Raw genomic sequence first — 22,847 nt, forward strand, 5'->3', positions numbered from 1 at the left:
CTTCCCTCCGCGAATGTCCCCCGGGCTTCGCCCTCCTCCTTGATTTCGCTGCGGGAAGCACCCAGTGCCCTGCGCACGGGGGCACGCGGTCGGTTCACGGCCGATCAACAACTGCCCTGAAGACGCTCACGCCGATGGGGTGCCTTGCGCAGCGAAATCAAGGAGGAGGGCGAAGCCCCGGGGGACATTCGCGGAGCAAGGTACCTCGTCGGCGGGAGCGTCGCCCTGAACAGCGAACGCCCCAACGCCAGCAGCAAAAAACTCAGGCCAGCCCCATCGACTGCCGGGCAACCGCGCGCAAGGCCTGGAAGCTCTGCGGCAAGGTCTTCCCACTGGTATCGACCGACAGATCGGCCTTCGAATAGAAGGCAGCGCGGCCATTCAGGATGCGCCGCAGGTCTTCCATCGCTTCCTTGCTGGCCGCCATCGGGCGGGTGTCGCCCTGCGCGGCCACGCGGCCCATGTGCTCCTCGGGCGCGGCCTGCAGCCACACGGTGGTGCAGTGGGCGAGCAGCTCGTTGAAGGTGGCCGGGTCGGACACGATGCCGCCGGGCGTGGCGATGACCACCTCGCTGTAGATCTGCACCGCCTCTTCCAGCGCGCGGCGCTCGTAGCGGCGGTAGGCGTTGGTGCCGTACAGGTCGTGGATTTCGCGCACGCTGCAGCCCGCGAGCTTCTCGATCTCGCGGCTCAGTTCGATGAACGGAATTTCGAGGTCTTCGGCCAGCATCTGGCCCAGCGTCGACTTGCCCGCGCCGCGCAGCCCCACGAGCGCGATGCGCCGGTGCCGCGCCGGGTCGACCGAAGCCGTGCCCAGCATCTCGCCGAGCGCCACGCGCACGCGGCGCAGGTCGGCTTCGCTGCGGTGCTCGAGCAATTCGCGGATCAGCAGCCACTCGGGCGAGCTGGTCGTCACGTCGCCCACCAGCTCGGCCAGCGAGCAGTGCAGCGCCCCGGCCACCTGCTGCAGCACCAGGATCGATGCGTTGCCGATGCCGTATTCCAGGTTCGCCAGGTGGCGCTCCGACACGTCGGCCGACAGGGCCACCGCCTTGCGCGTGAGGCCGCGCTGCGCGCGCAGGTTGCGCACGCGGTCGCCCAGTGCCACCAGCAGCGGGTTCTTGGCCTCCCCGGCCACGGCGGCGCCGTGGTTGCCGGTGCCGCCCTCGGGCGCGGTGGCCAGCACCGCGTCTACATGCTCGTTCATGCCATTCCTCGTTCTTCGCCGGGATTGTGCGCGCTCAGGGTAAACACCATAGATGCACTATATTGCTTGACACCTGTTGTCTCGCTGCTTATTGTTCGATCACACGCAAGATACTGCACACGCAGACTTCCTGCAAGAAGTCGATAGTTCATCCGTTCGAGGCCCACGATGTCCGACACCCCCACGCCCGCCACCGGCAAGGCGGCATTTCACCAGCTGATCGCCGACCTGACCGCCGAGATCGCCGGCCAGCCGCTGGACGCCACGCTCGACCAGTGGCTCAACGCCACCCACGGCGCCGGCAGCGCCCGTTTTGCGCAACTGCGCCAGGCCTGCATCGGCGGCGTCGCCGAAGGCTGGCTGTGCGACCGCGAAGGCGGCGGCATCAAGTACGGCCGCGTCTTCAAGGCCGAGGACGCGCTGCATCGCTTCTCGGTCGACGTGGTCGACATGCAGGACCTCGCCGGCCCGCACCACACGCACCCGAACGGCGAGATCGACCTGATCATGCCGCTGGACGACACCCCCGCCGCCACCTTCGACGGCCGGCCCGCGGGCTGGTGCGTCTACGGGCCCGGCACCGCACACCGCCCGACCGTGGCCCAGGGCCGCGCGCTCGTCCTCTACCTGCTGCCCGAGGGGCAGATCAAGTTCACTTCATGACCGACCTTCTCGCCAACCACGTCGCCGGCCGCTGGCAAAGCGGCACGGGCGCCGGCACGCCCCTGTTCGACCCGGTGCTCGGCACCGAACTCGCGCGCGTCGACGCCACCGGCCTCGACCTGCCCGAAGCCTTCGCCTTTGCACGCGAACAGGGCGGCCGCGCGCTGCGCGCCCTCACCTACCGCCAACGCGCCGGCCTGCTCGCCGCGCTCGTGAAGGTGCTGCAGGCGAACCGCGACGTGTACTACGAGATCGCCACCGCGAACTGCGGCACGGTGAAGAACGACTCGGCCGTCGACATCGACGGCGCGATCTTCACGCTCGGCCAGTACGCCAAGTGGGGCGACGCGCTCGGCGACGTGCGTGCGCTGCGCGACGGCGAGGCCGTGAAGCTCGGCAAGGAGCCGGTGTTCCAGTCGCAGCACCTGCAGGTGCCGACGCACGGCGTGGCGCTGTTCATCAACGCCTTCAACTTCCCCTCGTGGGGCCTGTGGGAAAAGGCCGCGCCCGCGCTGCTGTCGGGCGTGCCCGTGATCGTCAAGCCCGCCACGGCCACCGCCTGGCTCACGCAACGCATGGTGAAAGACGTGGTCGATGCGGGCGTGCTGCCGGCCGGCGCGCTGTCGGTCATCTGCGGCAGCTCGGCCGGGCTGATGGACCAGCTGCAGCCCTTCGACGTGGTCTCGTTCACCGGCTCGGCCGAGACGGCCGCCATCATCCGTTCGCACCCGGCCGTGGCCGAGCGTTCGGTGCGCGTGAACATCGAGGCCGACAGCCTCAACAGCGCTTTGCTGCTGCCCGGCGCCGCGCCCGGCAGCGAGGCGTTCAACCTCCTCGTGCGCGAAGTGGTGCGCGAGATGACGGTCAAGTCGGGCCAGAAGTGCACCGCCATCCGCCGCATCCTGGTGCCGGCCGAGGTGTACGACGCCGCCGCCGAAGCCATCGGCGCGAAGCTCGCGGGCGTCACGGTCGGCAACCCGCGCAACGAGGGCGTGCGCATGGGCTCGCTCGTGAGCCGCGCGCAGCTGAACGCGGTGCGCGACGGCCTCGACGCGCTGGCCGCGCAGACCACCGTGCTGCACGACAGCAGCAACAAGCCCCTCATCGACGCCGACCCCGCCGTGGCCGCCTGCATCGGCCCCGTGCTGCTGGGCGCGCGCGACGCCGACGCGGCGCAGCGCGTGCACGACGTCGAAGTGTTCGGCCCCGTCGCCACGCTGCTGCCCTACAACGACCTGGCACACGGCATCGCGCTCGCGCACCGTGGCCAGGGTTCGCTCGTCACCTCGCTGTATGGCAGCGACGATGCCGCGCTCGCCCAGGCTGCGCTGTCGGTCGCGCCGAGCCATGGCCGCGTGCACGTCATCACGCCCGAGGTGGCGCAGGCCCACACCGGCCACGGCAACGTGATGCCGATGTCGATGCACGGCGGCCCCGGCCGCGCGGGTGGCGGCGCCGAACTGGGCGGCCTGCGCGCGCTCGATTTCTATCACCGCAGGAGCGCGGTGCAGGCGAGCCCCGGCGTGCTCGCCGCGCTCGGCCTCTAGCGCCACGCACAGGCCCCAAGGAGACACACGATGAACAGCAGCCTGCCCGCACGATTCAACTTTTCCGAACACCTGTTCGCCCTCAACCGCGGCCGCGCCGAGCGCACCGCCTACATCGACGACCGCGGCACGCTGGGCTACGGCCAGCTCGAAGACCGCGCGCGCCGCCTGGCCGCCGCGCTGAAGGCCGCGGGCATCCGCCGCGAAGAGCGCGTGCTGCTGCTCATGCTCGACGGCAACGACTGGCCCGTGAGCTTCCTGGGGTGCCTGTACGCGGGCATCGTGCCCGTGGCCGTGAACACGCTGCTCACGCCCGACGACTACGCCTACATGCTCGACCACAGCCGCGCTCAGGCGGTGCTGGTGTCGGGCGCGCTGCTGCCGACCTTGCAAGATGCGATGGCGCGCGGCGGCCATGAAGTGCAGACGCTGTTCGTGTCGCAACCGACGGGCGCATTGCCCCAAGGCGCGCAGGCGTTCGAAGCTGCGCTCGCCGCCGCCGAGCCCCTGCCCGCACCCGCGCTCACCGCGTCGGACGACCCGGGCTTCTGGCTCTATTCCTCCGGCTCCACCGGCAAGCCCAAGGGCACGGTGCACACGCACGCCAACCTGTGGTGGACCGCCGAGCTCTACGGCAAGCCCGTGCTTGGCCTCACCGAAGGCGACGTGTGCTTCTCGGCCGCCAAGATGTACTTCGCATACGGCCTGGGCAATGCGCTGACCTTCCCGCTGTCGGTGGGCGCCACCGTGGTGCTGATGGCCGAGCGGCCCACGCCCGATGCCACCTTCCGCCGCTGGACCGAGCACAAGCCCACCGTGTTCTTCGGCGCGCCCACGGGCTTCGCCGGCATGCTCGCCTCGCCGAAGCTGCCGGCGCGCGAAGCCGTCGCGTTGCGCATGTGCTCGTCCGCCGGCGAGGCGCTGCCCGGCGAGATCGCGCAGCGCTTCAAGGCGCACTTCGGCTGCGAAATCATCGACGGCATCGGCTCCACCGAGATGCTGCACATCTTCATCTCCAACCGCCCCGGCGACGTGCGCTACGGCACCACGGGCAAGCCGGTGGACGGCTACGAGGTCGAGCTGCGCGGCGAAGACGGCCGCCCCGTGCCCGACGGCGAGGTGGGCGACCTGTACATCCGCGGCCCGAGCTCGGCGCTCATGTACTGGTGCAACCGCGAGAAATCGCGCGACACCTTCCAGGGCGGCTGGACCAAGAGCGGCGACAAGTACACGCGCGACGCCGACGGCTACTTCACCTATGCGGGGCGCAGCGACGACATGCTCAAGGTCAGCGGCATCTACGTCTCGCCCTTCGAGGTCGAGGCCACGCTGATGCAGCACCCCGCCGTGCTCGAGGCCGCCGTCATCGGCAAGGACGACGCCGACGGGCTCACGAAGACCAAGGCCTTCGTGGTGCTGAAAGACGGCGCCGCCGCCACCGAGGACGAGCTCAAGGCCTTCGTGAAGGAACGCCTGGCGCCCTACAAGTACCCGCGCTTCCTGGAGTTCGTGAACGAGCTGCCGAAGACGGCCACCGGCAAGATCCAGCGCTTCCGGCTGCGCGAACGCGAGAAGCAGGCATGAGCACGCCGACGGTTGCCACCGATTTCGCCACCATCGACTGGCGCGAGCGCACCGTGCGCATCGAGTGCCGGTGGATCGCCCCCGAGCGCGGCGCCGACACCCCGCTCATCGTGTTCCTGCACGAGGGCCTGGGCTCCGTCGCGATGTGGAAGGACTTCCCCGCCCAGGTCTGCGAGGCCGCCGGCGCGCGCGGGCTCGTGTTCTCGCGCCCCGGCTACGGCCGCTCCACGCCGCGCGCCGAGGACGAGATCTGGGACGTCGACTTCATGCACCGCCAGGCGCACGAGGTGCTGCCCGCGCTGTTCGCCGCGCTGAAGTTCGGCGACGAGAAGCCCTGGCTCTTCGGCCACAGCGACGGCGGCTCGATCTCGCTGCTGTATGCCTCGCGCTTTTCCGACAGGGTCGCGGGCCTCGTGGTGCTCGCGCCGCACATCTTCGTGGAAGACAAGACCGTCGCGAACATCGAGATCGCACGCGACGCCTACCGCACGAGCGACCTGCCCGGCAAGCTCGGCCGCTACCACGACAGCGCCGACTCGGCCTTCTGGGGCTGGAACCGCATCTGGCTGCACCCGCCCTTTCGCGACTGGAACATCGAGGCCGAGCTGGCCACGATCCGCTGCCCCGTGCTCGCGGTGCAGGGCATCGACGACGCGTACGGCACGCTCGCGCAGATCCGCGACATCGCCCCGCGCGTGGCGGGGACATGCGAGCTGCTCGAAATCCCTGAATGCGGGCATTCCCCGCATCGCGATCAGCCGGATCGTGTCATCGTCGCGACCGCTTCTTTCATCACCAACAACAGGAGACAGACACCATGACGAACCTTCGCACCGCGCGCCTGGCGCTCACGGCCATCGCCCTCGCCGCCCTGGCCTCCGCGGCCGGCGCACAGGGCACGGCAAAGCTCAAGGTCGGCCTCATGCTGCCCTACAGCGGTACCTACACCGCCCTGGGCGTGGCCATTGAAAACGGCTTCAAGCTCTACGTGGAACAGCAAGGCGGCAAGCTGGCCGGCCGCGAGATCGAATACTTCAAGGTCGACGACGAGTCCGACCCGGCCAAGGCCACCGACAACGTCAACAAGCTCATCAAGCGCGACAACGTCGACGTGATCGTGGGCACCGTGCACTCGGGCGTGGCCATGGCCATGGCCAAGGCCGCCAAGGAAAGCGGCACCGTGCTCATCGTGCCGAACGCCGGCGCCGACGCGGTGACGGGCCCGATGTGCGCGCCCAACATCTTCCGCAGCTCGTTCAGCAACTGGCAGCCGGCTTTCGCCATGGGCGAGGTGGCGGCCAAGCAGCAGGGCAAGAAGAAGGTCATGACCATCACCTGGAAGTACGCGGCCGGCGAAGAGTCGGTCAACGGCTTCAAGGAAGGCTTCGAGAAGAACGGCGGCAAGGTCGACAAGCAGCTCACCCTGCCCTTCCCCAACGTTGAGTTCCAGGCCCTGCTGACCGAGATCGCGGCGGCCAAGCCCGATGCGGTGTACGCCTTCTTCGCGGGCGGCGGCGCGGTGAAATTCGTCAAGGACTACCAGGCCGCCGGCCTGAACAAGACCATCCCGCTGTACGGCCCCGGCTTCCTGACCGACGGCACGCTCGACGCGCAGGGCGAATCGGCGCAAGGCATGCTCACCACGCTGCACTATGCCGACGGCCTGAACACCCCGCGCGATAACGCCTTCCGCGTGGCGTACGCCAAGTCGTTCAAGCTGCAGCCCGACGTGTACGCGGTGCAGGGCTACGACGCCGCGCAGATGCTGGGCGTAGGCCTGAATGCCACCAAGGGCGACATCTCGAAGAAGGCCGAGTTCACGGGCGCGATCGAGAAGGCGAAGATCGACAGCCCGCGCGGCACCTTCACGGTGAGCAAGTCGCACAACCCGGTGCAGGACATCTACCTGCGCAAGGTGGAAGGCAAGGAAAACAAGCTCGTCAGCACGGCCATCAAGGGCCTGTCCGATCCGGCTCGCGGCTGCCGGATGTAAGCAGGGCCACGGGCCTTCGGTTCTCTCTCGTTCCCTCGCGGCCCCGATCCATTTCACGGGGCTGCGAGCCGCCTTGCGGCAACCACAACCAACTGGGATCTCACGGTGGATTTCGGAACCTTTCTCGTGCAGTGCCTGAACTCCGTTCAGTACGGCCTGCTGCTCTTTCTCGTGGCCTCGGGGCTGACGCTGATCTTCGGGATCATGGGCGTCATCAACCTCGCCCACGGGAGCTTCTACATGATCGGCGCCTACATGGCGTTCTCGCTGGCGCCGCTGTTCGGCGACCAGTTCCTGCTGATGCTGGTGGCCGGCGTGGTGCTGGCCGCGATCTTCGGCTACGTGCTGGAGTGGGCCTTCTTCAGCTACCTCTACCAGCGCGACCACCTGCAGCAGGTGCTCATGACCTACGGGCTCATCCTGGTGTTCGAGGAACTGCGCTCCATCTTCGTGGGCAACGACGTGCACGGCGTGAAGGTGCCCGCGTGGCTCGACGGCAGCTTTGCGCTGGGCAACGTCATGAGCTACCCGTGGTATCGCCTGTTTGCCTCGGCCGCCTGCATCGTGCTGGCCGTGGGCCTGTACTACGTGGTGAACCGCACGCGCCTGGGCATGATGATCCGCGCCGGCGCCAGCAATCGCGACATGGTGCGCGGCCTGGGCATCGACGTGAAGCGGCTGTACCGCATCGTGTTCGCGGCCGGCGTGGCGCTGGCGGCACTGGCCGGCATGATCGCCGCGCCGATGTCCTCGGTGTACCCGAACATGGGCGCGAGCGTGCTCATCATCTGCTTCGTGCTGGTGGTGATCGGCGGCATCGGCTCGATCACCGGGGCGCTCGTGGCCTCGCTGCTGGTGGGTTTCGTCGACACCTTCGGCAAGGTGTTCTTCGCCGACCTGGCGGGCATCGGCATCTACCTTCTGATGGCCATCGTGCTGATCTGGAAGCCCGAAGGCTTGATGGGGAGGCGGCCATGAGCCCGGTGGTTGCATCCGCACCTTCGTCGCCGCGGCGTGGTGCCCTCATCGTGCCCGTGCTGTGCGCCATCGCGCTCGGCGTGGCCGGCCCGCTGCTGGGCAACTACGCGTCGGACTTCATCGTCAAGGTGATGATCCTGTCGATCTTCGCGCTCAGTCTGGAGCTGCTGGTGGGCATGACCGGGCTCGTGAGCCTGGGCCATGCGGCCTTCTACGGCATCGGCGCCTACGTCACCGTGCTGGCCTCGGGCAACGAGGGCGGCAACTTCGCAGTGCTGCTGGTGCTGTCGATGGGCGCGGCGGCGCTGTACGCGCTCTTCGTGGGCGCGCTGAGCCTGCGCACGCGCGGCGTGTACTTCATCATGGTCACGCTGGCCTTTGCGCAGATGGCCTTCTTCGTGTTCCACGACACCAAGGTCGGCGGCGGCAGCGACGGCATCTACCTGTACGTGCGCCCGGCCATCGGCGCGCTCGACATGGAGAACCGCACGGTGCTGTTCTACGTGGTGCTGGCGGCGCTGGTGTTCACCTACGGCCTGCTGGCGCTCATCCGCCGCTCGCGCTTCGGCGCGGCGCTCGCGGGCATCCGCGTGAACGAGCAGCGCATGCGCGCGGCGGGCTTCGCGGTGTACGGCTACAAGCTCGCGGCCTTCGTGCTCGCGGGCGCGCTGGCCGGGCTCGCGGGCTTCCTGCTGGCCTCGCGCGACGGCGTGGTCAACCCCGAGCTGATGGCCTGGCACAACTCGGGCGAGGTGCTGCTGATGGTGATCCTGGGCGGCCTCGGCCACCTGCGCGGCGCGGTGATCGGCGCCGTGGCCTTCACGCTGCTGAAGGAAATCTTCTCCACCCACGCCGTGATGGGCCCGCTGGCCGACCACTGGCAGCTCACGCTGGGCATTGCCATCATCGTGTTCGTGGCGCTGCTGCCCAAGGGCCTGATCGGCCTGGTGCAGCGCCTGTCGCCGAAGGGAGGCGCATGACCGCCGCACTGCTGTCCGTGGACAAGCTCACGCGCCGCTTCGGCGGCCTCACGGCCGTCAACGCCGTCACGCTCGACCTGCACATCGGCGAGGTGCATGCGGTGATCGGCACCAATGGCGCCGGCAAGTCGACACTCATCAACATGCTCTCGGGCGAGATCGAGGCCTCCGAAGGCCGCATCGCACTGGACGGCGTGGACATCACCGCGCGCGCGCAATCGCGCCGCGCCCGCGACGGCGTGGGCCGCAGCTACCAGCGCACCACCATCTTCCCGGAGTTCAGCGTGCACGAGAACTGCCGCCTCGCCGCGCAGGCCGCCACGGCGAAGCCCTGGGCGATCTGGCAGTCGTCGCAGCGCTGCGCCACCAGCAACGCCTCGGCCGACGCCGCGCTCGAAGCCGCCGGCCTCACGGCCGAAGCCCGGCGCGTCGCCGGCACGCTGAGCCACGGCGCGCAACGCCAGCTCGAAGTGGCGATGTGCCTGGCCACCCACCCGCGCGTGCTGCTGCTGGACGAACCGCTCGCCGGCATGGGTGCCGAAGAAACCGACCGCATGCTCACGCTGCTCGCGCGGCTGAAGGCCACGCACGCCATCCTGCTGGTCGAGCACGACATGGACGCCGTGTTCCGCATCGCCGACCGCATCACCGTGATGGTGAACGGCACCGTCATCGCGACCGGCGACCCGACGTCGATCCGCGAGAACCCCGAAGTGCGCACGGCGTACCTCGGCGAGGAGCAACACTGATGCTGATCGTTCGCGACCTCAACACCTACTACGGCAACAGCCACATCCTGCGCGGCGTGCACGCCGGCATTCCCGCGGCGACCTCCGTCGGCCTGCTCGGGCGCAACGGCATGGGCAAGACCACGCTCATCCGCACCATCATGGGCTACGTGCGCCCGGCCTCCGGCGAAGTGCAGGTCGACGGCCGCACCGTCACCGGCCTGCCGCCCGAGAAGATGGCACGCCTGGGCATCGGCTATGTGCCCGAGGGGCGCGGCATCTTCCCGAACCTGTCGGTGCGCGAGAACCTCGTGATGAGCGAACGCGCCGGCATCGACGGCCAGCGCGCCTGGACCTTCGACCGCGTGATGGCCACCTTTCCTCGCCTGTCGGAACGGCTCTCCCACGGCGGCCAGCAGCTGTCGGGCGGCGAGCAGCAGATGCTCTCCATCGGCCGCGCGCTCATGACCAACCCGCGCCTCTTGATCCTCGACGAAGCCACCGAAGGCCTCGCGCCGCTGATCGTGGCCGAGATCTGGCGCGTGATCAGCGAGATCCGCGCGACGGGCATCGCCACGCTGATCGTCGACCGCGACTACCGCAAGGTGCTCGCGCACACCGACCTGGCGGTGGTGATGGAGAAGGGGCAGATCGTGCGGCACGGGGCGTCGGCGGATCTGCTGGCCGAGCCGAAGGTGCTGGAGGAACTGCTGGGCGTGTGAGCATGCGTGGCGGGCGTCACCCGGTCCGCTGCGCCATCAGGAAATCGATGAACACCCGCATGCGCAGCGGCACGTGGCGCCCGTCCGGGTACAGCAGCGTGTAGGGCCGCGAGCGACCGGCGAAAGGTTTCAGCACCTCGACGAGCGCGCCGTCGGCCAGTTCCTTCTCCACGACGAAGCGGTAGGTCTGGAACAACCCGGCGCCGCTTTTCGCGAGCGTGACGCCTCCGAGCACGTCGTCGGAGCAGCTGTAGGCGCCGTCCGCGAAGACTTCGCGGTCCTTGCCGTTCTCCTTGAAGAGCCACGAAATGCGGCGGCCGCTGCTGGGCAGCTCGAACTGGATGCACTCGTGCGCGGCGAGATCGTCCAGCGTGCGCGGCGTGCCGGCCCTCCTCAGGTATTTGCGCGTGGCGACCACGACCAGGTCCGCATCCTCGAGGTGCCGCGCGATCAGCGTGGAGTCGGGCTGGGCCCGCACGCGCACGGCCATGTCGTAGCCCTCTTCCACGAAATCGATGTTGCGGTTGCTCAGGTGCACGTGCAGCCGGATGTCGGGAAAGCGTTCGCGAAACGCCGGCAGCATCGGCAGGATGCGGTGGTGGCCGTAGGTGGTCGGCACGCTGATGCGCAGCGTGCCCGAAGGCAGCGCCTGCTGGCCCATCACCTCGCGCTCGGCCTCGGCGAGCTGCGCCAGCGCCTGTCGGCACTGCGCAAAGTAGACACGGCCCGCGTCGGTGAGCCGCACGCTGCGCGTGGTGCGCACGAAAAGCCGCAATCCCAGCCGCTTCTCGAGCCGGGAGATCGATCGGCTCACGGCCGCGGGCGTCACGCCGGCCGCGAGTGCCGCCGAGGTGAAGCCGCCGCTCTCCGCAGCGAGGCAGAACAACTCGATGCTGCCCAGAAGGATGTCGCCGAACTGCCGCTGCATGGATTGATTACCTTGTGTATCAAGTGAAGTGCGAGTCTAGTGATTTATCTGTTTCTCTGTCATCAATACAGTTCTCCCACGTCATCAACTTCCTTGGAGAACCGACATGCAGGACGACACATCCCCCACCGTGGTCATCACCGGCGCCTCGAGCGGCATCGGCCTGGGCCTTGCTCAGGCGTATCTCGCGCGCGGCTTCAACGTGGTCGCGAATGCGCGCACCGAAGAGCGGCTCGCAGCCGCCGCGAAGCAGCTCGGCAACCCGGCGCGCCTTCTCGGCGTCGCGGGCGACATCGGCCGCCGCGACACGGCGCAGCAGCTCGTCGACCGCGCCGTGGCGCGCTTCGGCCAGGTCGACGTGCTCATCAACAACGCGGGCATCTTCAACGCCAAGCCCTTCGTCGACTACACCGAAGACGAACTCGACCAACTGGTCGCCACGAACCTCAAGGGCTTCGTCTATGCCTCGCAGGCCGCGGCGAAGCACATGGTCGCGCGCCGCCAGGGACACATCGTGAACATCACCGCGAGCATCGCGCTGCAGCCGAACCAGCAGGTGCCGGCCGTGTTGCCGGTGCTGATCAAGGGCGGCATCAATGCAGCGACGCGCGCGCTGGCGCTCGAACTCGCACCGCACAACGTCAAGGTGAATGCGGTGGCACCCGGCATCGTGGACACGCCGCTGTACACGCCCGAGCAGCACGGATTCCTCAACGGCCTGGCACCCGCCGGCCGCATCGCGACCGTGCAGGAGATCGCCGATGCGGTGCTCTACCTCACGAGCGCCGATTTCACGACCGGCGTCGTGCTGCCCGTGGATGGCGGCATGAGCACCGGCAAGTGGTAATCACCTCAGTCATTCACCCAAGGAGCACACCATGCCTTTCATCAACCTGAAGATCACCCGTGACGGCGTCACGCGCGAACAGAAAACCCAGGTCATTGCCGAGTTCACGGAAACGCTCGAACGGGTGCTGAAGAAGCCGCCGGAATGGACGCACATCGTGATCGAGGAGATCGACACCGACGACTGGGGCTTCGCGGGCCTGACGACCACCGAGTACCGCAAGCGGCTGGCCGACCGTGCGAAGCCGCCGCAGTGAAGGAATGGCGCCGGATCGGGCCGCATTGCCCTCGATGTGAGGGGGAGTAACACGTCCGTTCCACCGGGTTTCACCTCTGTCCTGCGACAGCGCGACAGCCGAATCATGTCCGGCTGCGCAGCCCCTCCCCGTGCCGCGCCCACTCCACGCACGAGGCTGCGCATGACGTCCCTGCAATCGCGCCACATCGACAACGTCTATTCGATCGCCACCGGCACGGCGCTGCGGGCCGATCCGGCGGCGAGCCTGGTGCACAAGTCGTGGGCGCGCTGCGTGCGCGACCACGGGCTCGATCCGTCGCGGCCGACGCCGGCGCGCATCCTGCCGGCGCAGGAGGTGCGCGTGCACCAGCAGCAGCTCGAGCACTTCCTGCGCGCCGCGCGCGCGGGCATGGAAGACATCTACCGCCGCGTGGCCGAGCTGGGCTACATGGTGCTGCTGACCGATGCCGAGGGCATCACGGTCGACTACATCGGCAACCCGGCCTGGGACGACCAGCTGCGCCGCGCCGGCCTGTACCTGGGCGCCGACTGGAACGAGGCGCACGCCGGCACCTGCGGCGTGGGCACCTGCCTCATCGAGCGCCAGCCGATGACCTGCCACCAGACCGAGCACTTCGACGCCACGCACATCGCGCTCACCTGCACGACGGCGCCGCTGTTCGACCACAGCGGCAAGCTCACGGCCATCCTCGACGTGTCGGCGCTGCGTTCGCCCGAGGCGCGCGAGAGCCAGCACCTGGTGCGCCACCTGGTGTCGATCTACGCGCGGATGATCGAGGACGCCGACTTCCTGCGGCACTTTCGCGGCCACTGGATCCTGCGGCTTGGCAGCGCCTTCGGGCTGGTCGACGTGGCAGGCGAAGTGATGCTGGCCTTCGACGAGGGCGGCACGGTGGTGGGCGCCAACGGCGGGGCGCGCGAGGTCTTTTCGGGGCCGCAGCAACAACTGCTGGGCGGCGCGGTGTCGGAGCTGCTGCACCTGCCGATGGACGCGATCTGGCGTCTGGGCAATGGCGGCGCGTCGGCCCTGCCGTTTGCGCACACGGTGCTGCTGCCCGGCGGCGGCGAGTACCACGCCTCGTTGATCGCGCCGCGCCTGCGGCGCTCGCCGGTCACCGCGCCCTCATCGCCGGCACAACCTTCAGACCGTTTGCCGCCACTCGAACGCATCGCGGGCGATGACGACCCCGCGATGCAGCAGCTGATCGCGCAGGCGCGCCGGCTCGTGGACCGCGGCATCCATGTGCTGGTCGAGGGCGAGACCGGCAGCGGCAAGGAGGTGCTGGCGCGCGCGCTGCATGGCGCGAGCCGGCGCGCGGCGCTGCCCTTCGTGGCGGTGAACTGCGCGGCCATTCCCGATTCGCTGATCGAGAGCGAGCTCTTCGGCTACACGCCCGGCAGCTTCACGGGCGGCCGCGCCAAGGGCATGAAGGGGCTGATCGCGCAGGCCGACCGCGGCACGCTGTTTCTCGACGAGATCGGCGACATGCCGATGGCGCTGCAGACGCGGCTGCTGCGCGTGCTGTCCGAAGGCGAGGTGCTGCCGCTGGGCGCCGAGTCGCCGCAGCGCGTGGACCTTGCGGTGGTGGCGGCCACGCACCGCGACCTGTCGGCGCTGGTCGCGGCCGGGCGCTTTCGCGAGGACCTGTACTACCGCCTGTGCGGCGCGGTGCTGAAGCTGCCGCCGCTGCGCGCGCGGCGCGACCGGCGCCACCTGATCGAGGCGATGTTCCATGAAGAGGCGGCGGCGATGGGCTCGACGGCGCGGCTGTCGGAGGCGGCGATGCTGCGGCTGATGGCGCATGACTGGCCGGGCAACCTGCGCGAGTTGCGCAATGTGCTGCGGCTGGCGTTGGCGCTCTGCACGGGGGCGAGCATCACGCCCGAGGAACTGCGCTTGGCGCCACATCGTCCGTCGCTCGACCGCTGTGACACATCACCCGCGCTCGCAGACGACGACAGCGCCGCCGACGCCACGCGCCTGCTCGACGCGTTGCAGCGCCACCGCTGGCACGTGGCGCGGGCCGCGCAGGCGCTCGGCATCAGCCGCGCCACCGCGTACCGGCACATGAAGCGCTTCGGCATCGTGGCGCCGCAGCGCGGCTAACGCCTCAGGATCTGCTCGATGGCGTGCACGGCCGTGCCCAGGCCGTCTTCCGCGCGCATGCGTTCGCCCAGCGCCCGGGCCCGCGCGCGCACCTGCGGGTCGTGCGCGAACGCGATGCCGCGCACCAGGTCGTCGGCGCTGAACCGGGCACCCGCCACCGCGGGCGGTGCCACGCCCGCCAGCGCGAGGTGGTGGGCCCAGAACGCCTGGTCGCCCGCGAAGGGCACGACCACCGACGGCACGCCCGCGCGCGCGGCCGAGTGGCTGGTGCCCGAGCCGCCGTGGTGCACCACCAACGCCATCTGCGGAAACAGCCAGTCGTGCGGGGTGTCGCCGATGACGTGGAAGTTCGGCGGCAGCTGCCCCACTTCGAGGCCGCTCCATCCGGGATGCAGCACCGCGCGCCTGCCGGCCATGCCGTCGACGAGGGCGGCGAGCAGCCGCGCCTTGTCGAAGCCCGTCATGCTGCCGAAGCCGATGTAGACGGGAGCCTCGCCGGCCGCGAAGAAGTCGCGCAGCGCCGCCGGTGGCTGCCAGTCGGGCGCGGGCGCCAGCCACTGGCCGCACACGGCGGCATTGGCGGGCCAATCGGTGGGGCGCGGCAGCAGGCTCGGCGAGTAGCCGTAGAGCACCGGGTGCGTGGTCCACAGGCGGCGGCGCGGCGGCAGGCCGCAGACCTCGGCGCGCGCGGCATTCACGGCCGGCCGGAAGGCGCGCCAGAGCAACCCGTTGACGAGGTGGTGGCTCGCGCGATTCAGAAAGCGCGGCACGCGCGCGGGCGGCAGAAAGGGCGAGGCGAAGGCGGCCGTCGGCGTGAGCGGGAACATGCCCGCGCCGATGGCCGGCACGCCCAGCGCCTCGGCCGCCGACAGGCCCACGAAAGCCGCGAGCCCCGCGCAGACGATCGCGTCGCAGCCCTGCGCGGCCTCGACGGTCTGGCGCAGCCAGGGCGTGGCGTTGGCATTGGCGATGTCCGCCAGCGCCTTCGCGGCGGCGGCCGGCTTGTCGCCCTGCGCGATGACGCCGCCGAGCGCCTGCCGGATGTCGCCGGCCAGCGCCTGCGAGCGCACGCCGAGCCGTTCGGCCGCGCCGAGCGTGGTGGCGTCCGCCAGCAGCACCGACGCATGGCCCGCGTCGTCCATCGCGCGGCACAGCGCAGCGAGCGGGCGCGCGTCGCCCTCGGTGCCATAAGTGAGCACGGCGATCTTCATGGGGCGCGTCTCCTTGCGACGGGTTTGGGGGCTGCGCGTGCGCCGCCGACGAAGAGGTCGACGACCACCGCGAACTCGTCACGCAGCACGAGGCCCGGCAACGTGAGCCAGCGCATCAGCGCGCCGAAGTACAGGTGGTGCAGCAGGCTCGCGAGGTGCGCGGCCGAGACGTCGGTGCGCAGCGTGCCGGCCTGCTGGGCGGCGGCGATGAGCGCTTCGAACAGCCCCGACAGGTCGCGCGGCGTGCCGCGGTCGCCGCCGCCGAGTTCGCTCTCGATGTTGAGGAAGCGAAAGCGGAAGTAGTCGAGCAGGTAGGCCCGGTAGCGCTCGGACCATTCGGCCGAGGCATCGAGCAGGCCGGTGAGCTGCTCGGTGAAGCCCGCCTTCGGGTCGATGGCCTCGTGCAGGCGCTGCGCATCGACCACGAGTTCGAGGTGCACCCAGTGCGCCAGGATCGCTTCCTTGGTCGGGAAGTGGTTGTAGAGCGTGCCCTTGGCCACGTCGGACTGCTGCGCGATCTGCTCCATGGTCGTCGCGTCGTAGCCCTGGGCTTCGAACAGGCGCATGGCGGTGGACGCGACGTGGTCGAGCGTCTGGGTGCGGCGGCGCTCGCGGCGGCCTGGCGGTTCTGGTTCGGTCACGGTTTTGGGCCCTTGAATTTGAACGTCGTCCAATTTTATACGTCGTTCAAATTCTCACGCATCGTCTCAGTCTCGGTGAGACAGCGACAGGCGCCTGCGACAAAACCCCCGCCAACCCCTTGATTCCTCGTCGCCCTCCGCACGGCACGAAAGCTGCGCCACGACTCCCGCGTGCGCCTTGCCGCGCCGCGATTCGATTCGTTCAACGACACACGGAGACATGCAATGACAGACCCGACCACCGGCCCCACCCGGGCCGCCGCCCAATGGCTGGCCGACTTCGCCGCCGCGCTCGCACGCGGCGACATCGATGCGGCCGTCTCGCTGTTCGAGGCCGACAGCTACTGGCGCGACCTCGTCGCCTTCACCTGGAACATCCGCACGCAGGAAGGCGCGGGCGCCATCCGCGCGATGCTGCAGGCGCGCCTGGCCGACACGCAGCCCACGGCCTTCGCGCTCGAAGGCGAAGCGACCGAGGCCGAGGGCGTGGTCGATGCATGGTTCACCTTCGAGACGCGCGTGGCGCGCGGGCGCGGCCATGTACGCCTTCGTGACGGCAAGGCCTGGACGCTGCTCACCACCATGACCGAGCTGAAGGGCTTCGAGGAAAAGACCGGCGACAACCGCATCAAGGGCGCGGAGCACGGCGTGCACAAAGGCCGCAAGAACTGGCTCGAGAAGCGCCGCGACGAAGAGGCCGCGCTGGGCTACACCGAGCAGCCCGAGGTGGTGATCATCGGCGGCGGCCAGGGCGGCATCGCGCTGGGGGCGCGGCTGCGTCGGCTGGGCGTGCCCACCATCATCGTGGAGCGCAACGCCAAGGCCGGCGACTCCTGGCGCAAGCGCTACAAGTCGCTGTGCCTGCACGACCCGGTCTGGTACGACCACCTGCCCTACATGCCCTTCCCCGACGACTGGCCGGTGTTCGCGCCCAAGGACAAGATCGGCGACTGGCTCGAGATGTACACGAAGATCATGGAGCTCAACTACTGGAGTTCCACCAACGCGACCAAGGCGCGCTTCGACGAGGCCACGCAGCGCTGGGAGGTGCAGGTGGAGCGCGAGGGCAAGCCCGTGACGCTGCGCCCGAAGCAGCTGGTGTTCGCGCTCGGCGTGTCGGGCTACCCGAACGTGCCGAAGGTGGCGGGCGCCGAGAACTTCCTGGGCGACCAGCACCACTCCAGCCAGCACCCGGGGCCCGAGGCCTACGCGGGCAAGAAGTGCGTGGTGCTGGGCTCGAACAACTCGGCGCACGACATCTGCGCGGCGCTGTGGGAGCACGGTGCCGACGTGACGATGGTGCAGCGCTCGTCCACGCACATCGCGCCGTCGCAGTCGCTCATGGAGCTGGCGCTGGGCGGGCTGTATTCCGAGCAGGCGGTGAAGAGCGGCATCGACCACCACAAGGGCGACCTGATCTTCGCCTCGGTGCCCTACAAGATCATGCACACCTTCCACATCCCGGTGTACGAGGAGATGAAGAAGCGCGACGCCGACCTGTACGCGCGGCTGGAGAAGGCCGGCTTCCTGCTCGACTTCGGCGTGGACGGCTCGGGCCTGTTCATGAAGTACCTGCGGCGCGGCTCGGGCTACTACATCGACGTGGGCGCCTCGGAGCTGGTGGCCAACGGCAGCATCCACCTCAAGAGCGGCGTGAACATCGAGCGCGTGAACGAACGCTCGGTCACGCTCACCGACGGCACCGAGCTGCCGGCCGACCTGCTGGTGTACGCCACGGGTTACGGCTCGATGAACGGCTGGCTGGCCGACCTGATCTCGCCCGAGACCGCCGACAAGGTCGGCAAGTGCTGGGGCCTGGGCTCCGACACGCCGAAGGACCCGGGTCCGTGGGAGGGCGAGCTGCGCAACATGTGGAAGCCGACGCAGGTGCCCCAGCTATGGTTCCACGGCGGCAACCTGCACCAGTCGCGCCACTACTCGCAGTTTTTGGCGCTGCAGCTGAAGGCGCGCATGGAAGGGATCGATACGCCGGTGTACGAACTGGCGGCGTCGCACCACAAGCGCTGAGCGGCCCGGTTTCCTCTCCCCTCGGGGAGAGGGAGTCATTCACTCCTGGATGAAGCGGCGCAAGCCTTCGAGGTCGGTCACGGTGATGCCGCCGTACTCGATGTGCAGGAACCCGGCTTCCTTCAACCGGTTCAGCGCCGCGTTGCAGCGCTGGCGCGACACACCCGACAGGTTGGCGATCTCTTCCTGCGAGGTCTGCAGGTGCGGCTCGCTGCCCGGGTGCAGCCAGGGGTGGAACAGGCCGGCCAGCGCGCGCGCCACCTGGCTGTCGGCGTCGAGCAGCCGGTGCGCGGCGTAGCTGCCCATGAACCAGTGCAGCCGCTCGTTGATCTGCTGCAGCAGGAAGTGATCGAAGCCGCGCTGCGTGCGGTGCAGCCACTCGAAGGTCTCCAGCGGCAGCTGCGCCACGCGGCTGGGCCGCAGCGCGATGATGTCGGCCGAGCGCGGCACGGCGCGCAGCAGCGTGCCTTCGCCGAACCAGCTGCCCACCGACAGCCCGCCCAGCGTGACCGAGCGGCCGTCGCTGGAGGTGATCGACCACTTGAGCAGCCCTTCGAGCGTGCCGTACCAGTGCAGCGGCGTGTCGCCGCGCCGGCACAGCGCGGCACCGGCGGCCACCTCGACCTCGCGCATCTCGTCGAGCACGCGCTCGCCCGCGCCCACGTCGAGCAGCGGGAACCAGGCCGAGCCCTGCAGCAGCTGGGGAATGGTCAGGGAGGCCGCGGGGATCGCCGGCTTGGTCGGGGGCATGCTGTCTTTTTTGTTTACTGCGCGCCCTTGAGCTGCTGCAGCTCGGCCTGCGCCTCGTGCAGCTTCTTCTCGCGGTCGGCGATCTTGCTGGCACGTCCCTTCTCCTGCGCCGCGCGCAGGTCGCGCTCGCGCTCGGCCACCTTGCGCTCCTGGGCGCGGATGCGCTTCTGGTGCTCGGCCGCGAGCTTGGCGTCGGTGCAATGGCGGTTCACTTCGGCCAGCGCCGTCTCGAGCCCGCGCACGCGCTGCTTCTGGCCCTTGGACTTTGCCATCTCGATGTCGCGGCCGATGGCCTCGCGCTTGGCGTCGCAGGTGGCGGGGCCGGCGGGTTGCGCGGCGGCGCCGAGGGTGGTGAACGCGGCCGCGGCGGCCAGCAGGAGAGGCAGAAGTTTCATAGAGGAGGCTCCTTGTGTGCGCAACGGCGCAGGGGCGACTTTAGCGGCTGGCGCCGCGTAAACCCTGCCCCTGAATGTCGTCGCGATGACTGAGTACGAACGCATCACAAAAAATAATGGCGCGCCCCCCTGACTGACTGACCGAACGACCGACCCCAGGAGCCCCGAGCATGTCGAAGCGCAAAGTGATCGTGACCATCGCCCCCACCGGCGGCATGGCGCACAAGTCGCAGAACCCCCACCTCCCCACCCAGCCCGCCGAGATCGCCGCCGATGTGCTGCGCTGCTGGAACGCCGGCGCCAGCGTGGTCGCCATCCACGCGCGCCGCCCCGACGACGGCGCCACCTGCAACGCCGAGGTGTACCGCGACATCAACAGCCGCATCCGTGCGCTCGGCAGCGACATCGTGCTGAACAACTCCACCGGCGGCGGCGTGCACGGCGACATGGTGAAGCCGCTGGCCGGCGATCGCTGGGAGATCGCGTGGGAAGAGCGCATCAAGGGCATGGACGCCGGCGCCGAGATGTGCACGCTGGACGCCACCACCCTCAACCTGAGCTTCGAAGGCAAGCAGATCCTGATGGACACGCCGATCACGCGCGGGCGCGAGCTGGCCGCCGGCATGAAGGCGCGCGGCATCAAGCCCGAGTGGGAGGTGTTCAGCCCCACGCACATCCTGCAGGACACGACCACGCTGATCGAGGAAGGCCATGACGACGAGCCCTACTTCATCAACCTCGTGATGAACGTGCACCGCAACTTCCAGAACGCGATGCCGTACTCGCCGCGCAACCTGCAGATGATGGTCGACACGCTGCCCAAAGGCGCCATCTTCGGCGTGAGCGGCATCGGCATGTCGCAGCTCGAAGCCAACGTGGCGGCGCTGCTGCTGGGCGGGCATGCGCGCGTGGGCCTGGAAGACAACCTCTACTTCCGCCACGGCGAGCTGGCCACCAACGTGCAGCTCACCGAGCGCATCGTGCGCGTGATCCGCGAGCTCGACATGGAGGTGGCCACGCCGGCCGAGGCGCGCCAGATCATGGGCCTGCCGCGCGTGGGTGGACCGCGGCCCGAGTTCGCACTCGGCTGACAAGACAACAACGACAACGAACAGAGACACGACACATGAACACTTCCCGCACCGCACTGGCCCTCGCGCTCGGCGCCCTCTTTGCATCGAGCGCCTTCGCCCAGGTGTCCGACGACACCATCCGCATCGGCTTCATCAGCGACATGTCGGGCCTGTACCGCGACTACGACGGCCCGGCCGGCGCCGAAGCCATCCGCATGGCCATCGCCGACATGGGCGGCGCCATCAATGGCAAGAAGATCGAGCTGGTCACGGCCGACCACCAGAACAAGCCCGACATCGCCGCCGCCAAGGCGCGCGAATGGTTCGACGTGAACAAGGTCGACATGCTGATCGGCGGCGTGAACTCGGGCGCGGCCATTGCCATGGCGGGCGTGGCGGCCGACAAGAAGAAGCCGTACTTCGTGGTGGGCTCGGGCGCGTCGAGCCTCACCAACGAGTACTGCTCGCCCTACACCGTGCACTACGCCTACGACACGGTGGCCATGGCGCGCGGCACCGCGAGCGCGGTGGTCAAGGCCGGCGGCAAGAGCTGGTACTTCGTGGCGGCCGACTACGCCTTCGGCGCCGCGCTGCAGAGCGACGCCACCAAGACCGTGCAGGCCAGCGGCGGCACGGTGGCAGGCTCGGTGAAGCACCCGCTGGGCGCGAGCGACTTCTCGTCGTTCATGCTGCAGGCGCAAAGCTCGAAGGCGCAGGTGCTGGCGCTCGCGAATGCGGGCGGCGACACGGTGAACGCCATCAAGTCGGCGGCGGAGTTCGGCATCAGCAAGAACATGAAACTCGCCGGCATGATCATCACCATCAACGACGTGCACGCGCTGGGCCTGAAGGCCTCGCAGGGCATGTACCTCACCGACAGCTGGTACTGGAACCAGAGCCCCGAGTCGCGCGCCTGGGCGCGGCGCTTCTTCGACAAGCACAAGCGCATGCCCTCCTCCTTCCATGCCGGCGACTACTCCGCCGCGCTGCAGTACCTGCAGGCCGTGAAGGCCGCGGGCAGCGACGACGCCGACAAGGTGATGGCGCAGCTGCGCAAGACGAAGTTCAACGACATGTTCGTCAAGGGCGGCTGGCTGCGCGACGACGGCCTCATGGTGCACGACATGCACCTCATGCAGGTGAAGACACCGGCCGAGTCGAAGGAGCCGTGGGACTATTACAAGGTGATCGAGAACATCCCCGGCGAAGCCGCGTGGACCACCAAGACGGAGAGCCGCTGCGCGCGGTGGAAATCGGCATGACCCCTATCAATGATGTGAAGCGCGTCGCCGTCGTCGGCACCGGCGTGATCGGCGCGAGCTGGGCCGCGCACTTCCTCGCGCGCGGGCTCGACGTGAACGCGACCGACCCCTCGCCCGGCGCCGAAGACCGGCTGCGCGCCGCCGTGGCGCAGCACTGGCCGACGCTGGCGCGCTTCGGCCTCGCCGAGGGCGCCTCGGTCGATCGCCTGCGCTTTCACGACAGCCTGGAAGACGCGGTGGCTGTGGCCGACTTCGTGCAGGAGAACGGCCCCGAGCGCATGGACTTCAAGATCGACCTGTTCCGCCGCATGGACGCGGCGGCACCGCCCGAGACCATCCTTGCGTCGAGCTCGTCGGGCCTGGCGATCAGCGGCGTGCAGTCGGGCTGCGCGCACCCGCAGCGCGTGGTGCTGGGGCATCCGTTCAACCCGCCGCACCTGATCCCGCTGGTCGAGGTGATCGGCGGCGAACAGACCTCGGCCGACACCATCGCGCGCACGATGGCGTTCTACGCGGCCATCGGCAAGCGGCCGATCCACGTGAAGCGCGAGGTGAAAGGCCACATCGCGAACCGGCTGCAGGCCGCGCTGTGGCGCGAGGCTTTTCACCTCGTCAACGAAGGCGTGGCGAGCGTGGCCGACATCGACACCGCCATCGCGCACGGCCCCGGCCTGCGCTGGGCCGTGATGGGGCCGTTCATGAACCTGCACCTCTCGGGTGGTGCGGGCGGCATCGAGCACCTGCTCGCGCACCTGGGCGGGCCCATCGAAGACTGGTGGAAGGACCTGGGCGCGCCGTCGATGACGGCCGAGCTGAAGCAGCAAGTGGTGAAAGGCGTGGACGACGCCCTGGGCACGCGCCACACCGCCGACCTCGAAGCCGCGCGCGACACCCTGCTGTTGAACCTGATTCGCGCCAAGGCCGAGACGGGTACGCTGGATTGAC

22 protein-coding genes are annotated in these 22,847 nt (G+C 69.1%); 16 read left to right on the forward strand and 6 right to left on the reverse strand.

Translation table 11 applies throughout. From position 1 onward, the window contains the following. Positions 1 to 262: 262 nt before the first annotated feature. On the reverse strand, positions 263 to 1,207 hold the full coding sequence (locus tag AC1RL8_RS22730; protein ID WP_062470316.1) for a helix-turn-helix transcriptional regulator: 945 nt from the start codon (positions 1,205 to 1,207) through the stop codon (positions 263 to 265). 168 nt (positions 1,208 to 1,375) lie between these two features. Here AC1RL8_RS22730 and AC1RL8_RS22735 point away from each other — a divergent pair, with 168 nt between their 5' ends. The 9 genes from AC1RL8_RS22735 (at position 1,376) to AC1RL8_RS22775 (ending at position 10,402) form a co-directional block, all read left to right on the forward strand. Then, a complete protein-coding gene (locus AC1RL8_RS22735) occupies positions 1,376 to 1,870 on the forward strand; it encodes a 4-hydroxylaminobenzoate lyase (RefSeq protein ID WP_095743078.1) in 495 nt (164 codons plus the stop codon). Then, the gene (locus AC1RL8_RS22740; RefSeq protein WP_492686835.1) at positions 1,867 to 3,417 is read left to right on the forward strand and encodes a 3,4-dehydroadipyl-CoA semialdehyde dehydrogenase; all 1,551 of its coding nucleotides are present in this window, start codon (positions 1,867 to 1,869) and stop codon (positions 3,415 to 3,417) included. The genes AC1RL8_RS22735 and AC1RL8_RS22740 overlap by 4 nt, the downstream gene beginning before the upstream one ends. A gap of 30 nt (positions 3,418 to 3,447) precedes the next feature. Continuing rightward, a complete protein-coding gene (locus tag AC1RL8_RS22745; protein ID WP_492686834.1) occupies positions 3,448 to 5,001 on the forward strand; it encodes a benzoate-CoA ligase family protein in 1,554 nt (517 codons plus the stop codon). Beyond that, entirely contained in the window at positions 4,998 to 5,822 is an 825-nt protein-coding gene (locus AC1RL8_RS22750) for an alpha/beta fold hydrolase (RefSeq protein ID WP_492686833.1), read from the forward strand. The genes AC1RL8_RS22745 and AC1RL8_RS22750 overlap by 4 nt, the downstream gene beginning before the upstream one ends. Next, positions 5,819 to 6,994 (forward strand): ABC transporter substrate-binding protein, encoded by a 1,176-nt coding sequence (locus tag AC1RL8_RS22755; RefSeq protein ID WP_139703460.1) that lies wholly within the window; start codon positions 5,819 to 5,821, stop codon positions 6,992 to 6,994. Before AC1RL8_RS22750 ends, AC1RL8_RS22755 begins: the two co-directional genes overlap by 4 nt. Positions 6,995 to 7,099: 105 nt before the next feature. Beyond that, the gene (locus tag AC1RL8_RS22760) at positions 7,100 to 7,972 is read left to right on the forward strand and encodes a branched-chain amino acid ABC transporter permease (RefSeq protein WP_062470301.1); all 873 of its coding nucleotides are present in this window, start codon (positions 7,100 to 7,102) and stop codon (positions 7,970 to 7,972) included. Continuing rightward, entirely contained in the window at positions 7,969 to 8,952 is a 984-nt protein-coding gene (locus AC1RL8_RS22765) for a branched-chain amino acid ABC transporter permease (RefSeq protein WP_492686832.1), read from the forward strand. Before AC1RL8_RS22760 ends, AC1RL8_RS22765 begins: the two co-directional genes overlap by 4 nt. Then, a complete protein-coding gene (locus tag AC1RL8_RS22770) occupies positions 8,949 to 9,701 on the forward strand; it encodes an ABC transporter ATP-binding protein (RefSeq protein WP_492686831.1) in 753 nt (250 codons plus the stop codon). Before AC1RL8_RS22765 ends, AC1RL8_RS22770 begins: the two co-directional genes overlap by 4 nt. After that, positions 9,701 to 10,402, forward strand: a complete 702-nt coding sequence (locus AC1RL8_RS22775; protein WP_492686830.1) for an ABC transporter ATP-binding protein — start codon at positions 9,701 to 9,703, stop codon at positions 10,400 to 10,402. Before AC1RL8_RS22770 ends, AC1RL8_RS22775 begins: the two co-directional genes overlap by 1 nt. Positions 10,403 to 10,418: 16 nt before the next feature. Here AC1RL8_RS22775 and AC1RL8_RS22780 read toward each other — a convergent pair whose 3' ends face one another. Beyond that, positions 10,419 to 11,330: a LysR family transcriptional regulator gene (locus tag AC1RL8_RS22780; protein ID WP_492686829.1), complete on the reverse strand. Its 912-nt coding sequence runs from the start codon at positions 11,328 to 11,330 to the stop codon at positions 10,419 to 10,421. 106 nt (positions 11,331 to 11,436) lie between these two features. Between AC1RL8_RS22780 and AC1RL8_RS22785 the strand changes: the two genes are divergently transcribed. The 3 genes from AC1RL8_RS22785 (at position 11,437) to AC1RL8_RS22795 (ending at position 14,542) form a co-directional block, all read left to right on the forward strand. Next, positions 11,437 to 12,177, forward strand: a complete 741-nt coding sequence (locus AC1RL8_RS22785) for an SDR family NAD(P)-dependent oxidoreductase (RefSeq protein WP_492686828.1) — start codon at positions 11,437 to 11,439, stop codon at positions 12,175 to 12,177. Between the two features lie 31 nt (positions 12,178 to 12,208). Further along, entirely contained in the window at positions 12,209 to 12,433 is a 225-nt protein-coding gene (locus AC1RL8_RS22790; RefSeq protein ID WP_139703453.1) for a tautomerase family protein, read from the forward strand. A 162-nt stretch (positions 12,434 to 12,595) separates the two neighbouring features. Further along, positions 12,596 to 14,542, forward strand: coding sequence for a sigma-54-dependent Fis family transcriptional regulator (locus AC1RL8_RS22795; RefSeq protein WP_492686827.1), 1,947 nt, complete (start codon positions 12,596 to 12,598; stop codon positions 14,540 to 14,542). Here the strand turns inward: AC1RL8_RS22795 and AC1RL8_RS22800 are convergent. Then, positions 14,539 to 15,753 (reverse strand): glycosyltransferase, encoded by a 1,215-nt coding sequence (locus AC1RL8_RS22800; protein WP_492686826.1) that lies wholly within the window; start codon positions 15,751 to 15,753, stop codon positions 14,539 to 14,541. The two genes, AC1RL8_RS22795 and AC1RL8_RS22800, sit on opposite strands and share 4 nt — an antisense overlap. Further along, positions 15,750 to 16,394, reverse strand: a complete 645-nt coding sequence (locus AC1RL8_RS22805; RefSeq protein WP_492686825.1) for a TetR/AcrR family transcriptional regulator — start codon at positions 16,392 to 16,394, stop codon at positions 15,750 to 15,752. The genes AC1RL8_RS22800 and AC1RL8_RS22805 overlap by 4 nt, the downstream gene beginning before the upstream one ends. A gap of 225 nt (positions 16,395 to 16,619) precedes the next feature. Here AC1RL8_RS22805 and AC1RL8_RS22810 point away from each other — a divergent pair, with 225 nt between their 5' ends. Beyond that, the gene (locus AC1RL8_RS22810; protein ID WP_492686824.1) at positions 16,620 to 18,422 is read left to right on the forward strand and encodes an NAD(P)-binding domain-containing protein; all 1,803 of its coding nucleotides are present in this window, start codon (positions 16,620 to 16,622) and stop codon (positions 18,420 to 18,422) included. A gap of 39 nt (positions 18,423 to 18,461) precedes the next feature. Here the strand turns inward: AC1RL8_RS22810 and AC1RL8_RS22815 are convergent, their stop codons facing one another. Both AC1RL8_RS22815 and AC1RL8_RS22820 read right to left on the reverse strand, forming a co-directional pair. After that, positions 18,462 to 19,172, reverse strand: coding sequence for a Crp/Fnr family transcriptional regulator (locus AC1RL8_RS22815; protein ID WP_070061409.1), 711 nt, complete (start codon positions 19,170 to 19,172; stop codon positions 18,462 to 18,464). A gap of 14 nt (positions 19,173 to 19,186) precedes the next feature. After that, positions 19,187 to 19,567, reverse strand: a complete 381-nt coding sequence (locus AC1RL8_RS22820; RefSeq protein WP_492686823.1) for a DUF1090 domain-containing protein — start codon at positions 19,565 to 19,567, stop codon at positions 19,187 to 19,189. A gap of 170 nt (positions 19,568 to 19,737) precedes the next feature. Between AC1RL8_RS22820 and AC1RL8_RS22825 the strand changes: the two genes are divergently transcribed. Genes AC1RL8_RS22825 through AC1RL8_RS22835 form a run of 3 tightly spaced genes read left to right on the forward strand, consistent with a single transcriptional unit; the run spans position 19,738 to position 22,846 of the window. Then, positions 19,738 to 20,658 (forward strand): beta-keto acid cleavage family enzyme, encoded by a 921-nt coding sequence (locus AC1RL8_RS22825; RefSeq protein WP_369645773.1) that lies wholly within the window; start codon positions 19,738 to 19,740, stop codon positions 20,656 to 20,658. A gap of 35 nt (positions 20,659 to 20,693) precedes the next feature. Further along, the gene (locus AC1RL8_RS22830; protein ID WP_492686822.1) at positions 20,694 to 21,902 is read left to right on the forward strand and encodes an ABC transporter substrate-binding protein; all 1,209 of its coding nucleotides are present in this window, start codon (positions 20,694 to 20,696) and stop codon (positions 21,900 to 21,902) included. After that, a complete protein-coding gene (locus AC1RL8_RS22835) occupies positions 21,899 to 22,846 on the forward strand; it encodes a 3-hydroxyacyl-CoA dehydrogenase NAD-binding domain-containing protein (RefSeq protein ID WP_492686821.1) in 948 nt (315 codons plus the stop codon). The genes AC1RL8_RS22830 and AC1RL8_RS22835 overlap by 4 nt, the downstream gene beginning before the upstream one ends. Position 22,847: the final 1 nt, after the last annotated feature.

The organism is Variovorax sp. GW822-FHT04E09, assembly GCF_058800845.1.

Excerpts from the sequence above, each read along its gene's own strand:
- AC1RL8_RS22800 (WP_492686826.1), bottom strand. The coding sequence starts at position 15,753 with ATGAAGATCGCCGTGCTCACTTATGGCACCGAGGGCGACGCGCGCCCG.
- AC1RL8_RS22825 (WP_369645773.1), top strand. The coding sequence starts at position 19,738 with ATGTCGAAGCGCAAAGTGATCGTGACCATCGCCCCCACCGGCGGCATG.
- AC1RL8_RS22785 (WP_492686828.1), top strand. The coding sequence starts at position 11,437 with ATGCAGGACGACACATCCCCCACCGTGGTCATCACCGGCGCCTCGAGC.
- AC1RL8_RS22835 (WP_492686821.1), top strand. The coding sequence starts at position 21,899 with ATGACCCCTATCAATGATGTGAAGCGCGTCGCCGTCGTCGGCACCGGC.
- AC1RL8_RS22770 (WP_492686831.1), top strand. The coding sequence starts at position 8,949 with ATGACCGCCGCACTGCTGTCCGTGGACAAGCTCACGCGCCGCTTCGGC.
- AC1RL8_RS22745 (WP_492686834.1), top strand. The coding sequence starts at position 3,448 with ATGAACAGCAGCCTGCCCGCACGATTCAACTTTTCCGAACACCTGTTC.
- AC1RL8_RS22750 (WP_492686833.1), top strand. The coding sequence starts at position 4,998 with ATGAGCACGCCGACGGTTGCCACCGATTTCGCCACCATCGACTGGCGC.
- AC1RL8_RS22755 (WP_139703460.1), top strand. The coding sequence starts at position 5,819 with ATGACGAACCTTCGCACCGCGCGCCTGGCGCTCACGGCCATCGCCCTC.
- AC1RL8_RS22735 (WP_095743078.1), top strand. The coding sequence starts at position 1,376 with ATGTCCGACACCCCCACGCCCGCCACCGGCAAGGCGGCATTTCACCAG.
- AC1RL8_RS22780 (WP_492686829.1), bottom strand. The coding sequence starts at position 11,330 with ATGCAGCGGCAGTTCGGCGACATCCTTCTGGGCAGCATCGAGTTGTTC.
- AC1RL8_RS22730 (WP_062470316.1), bottom strand. The coding sequence starts at position 1,207 with ATGAACGAGCATGTAGACGCGGTGCTGGCCACCGCGCCCGAGGGCGGC.
- AC1RL8_RS22765 (WP_492686832.1), top strand. The coding sequence starts at position 7,969 with ATGAGCCCGGTGGTTGCATCCGCACCTTCGTCGCCGCGGCGTGGTGCC.
- AC1RL8_RS22815 (WP_070061409.1), bottom strand. The coding sequence starts at position 19,172 with ATGCCCCCGACCAAGCCGGCGATCCCCGCGGCCTCCCTGACCATTCCC.
- AC1RL8_RS22740 (WP_492686835.1), top strand. The coding sequence starts at position 1,867 with ATGACCGACCTTCTCGCCAACCACGTCGCCGGCCGCTGGCAAAGCGGC.
- AC1RL8_RS22830 (WP_492686822.1), top strand. The coding sequence starts at position 20,694 with ATGAACACTTCCCGCACCGCACTGGCCCTCGCGCTCGGCGCCCTCTTT.
- AC1RL8_RS22790 (WP_139703453.1), top strand. The coding sequence starts at position 12,209 with ATGCCTTTCATCAACCTGAAGATCACCCGTGACGGCGTCACGCGCGAA.
- AC1RL8_RS22810 (WP_492686824.1), top strand. The coding sequence starts at position 16,620 with ATGACAGACCCGACCACCGGCCCCACCCGGGCCGCCGCCCAATGGCTG.
- AC1RL8_RS22820 (WP_492686823.1), bottom strand. The coding sequence starts at position 19,567 with ATGAAACTTCTGCCTCTCCTGCTGGCCGCCGCGGCCGCGTTCACCACC.
- AC1RL8_RS22775 (WP_492686830.1), top strand. The coding sequence starts at position 9,701 with ATGCTGATCGTTCGCGACCTCAACACCTACTACGGCAACAGCCACATC.
- AC1RL8_RS22795 (WP_492686827.1), top strand. The coding sequence starts at position 12,596 with ATGACGTCCCTGCAATCGCGCCACATCGACAACGTCTATTCGATCGCC.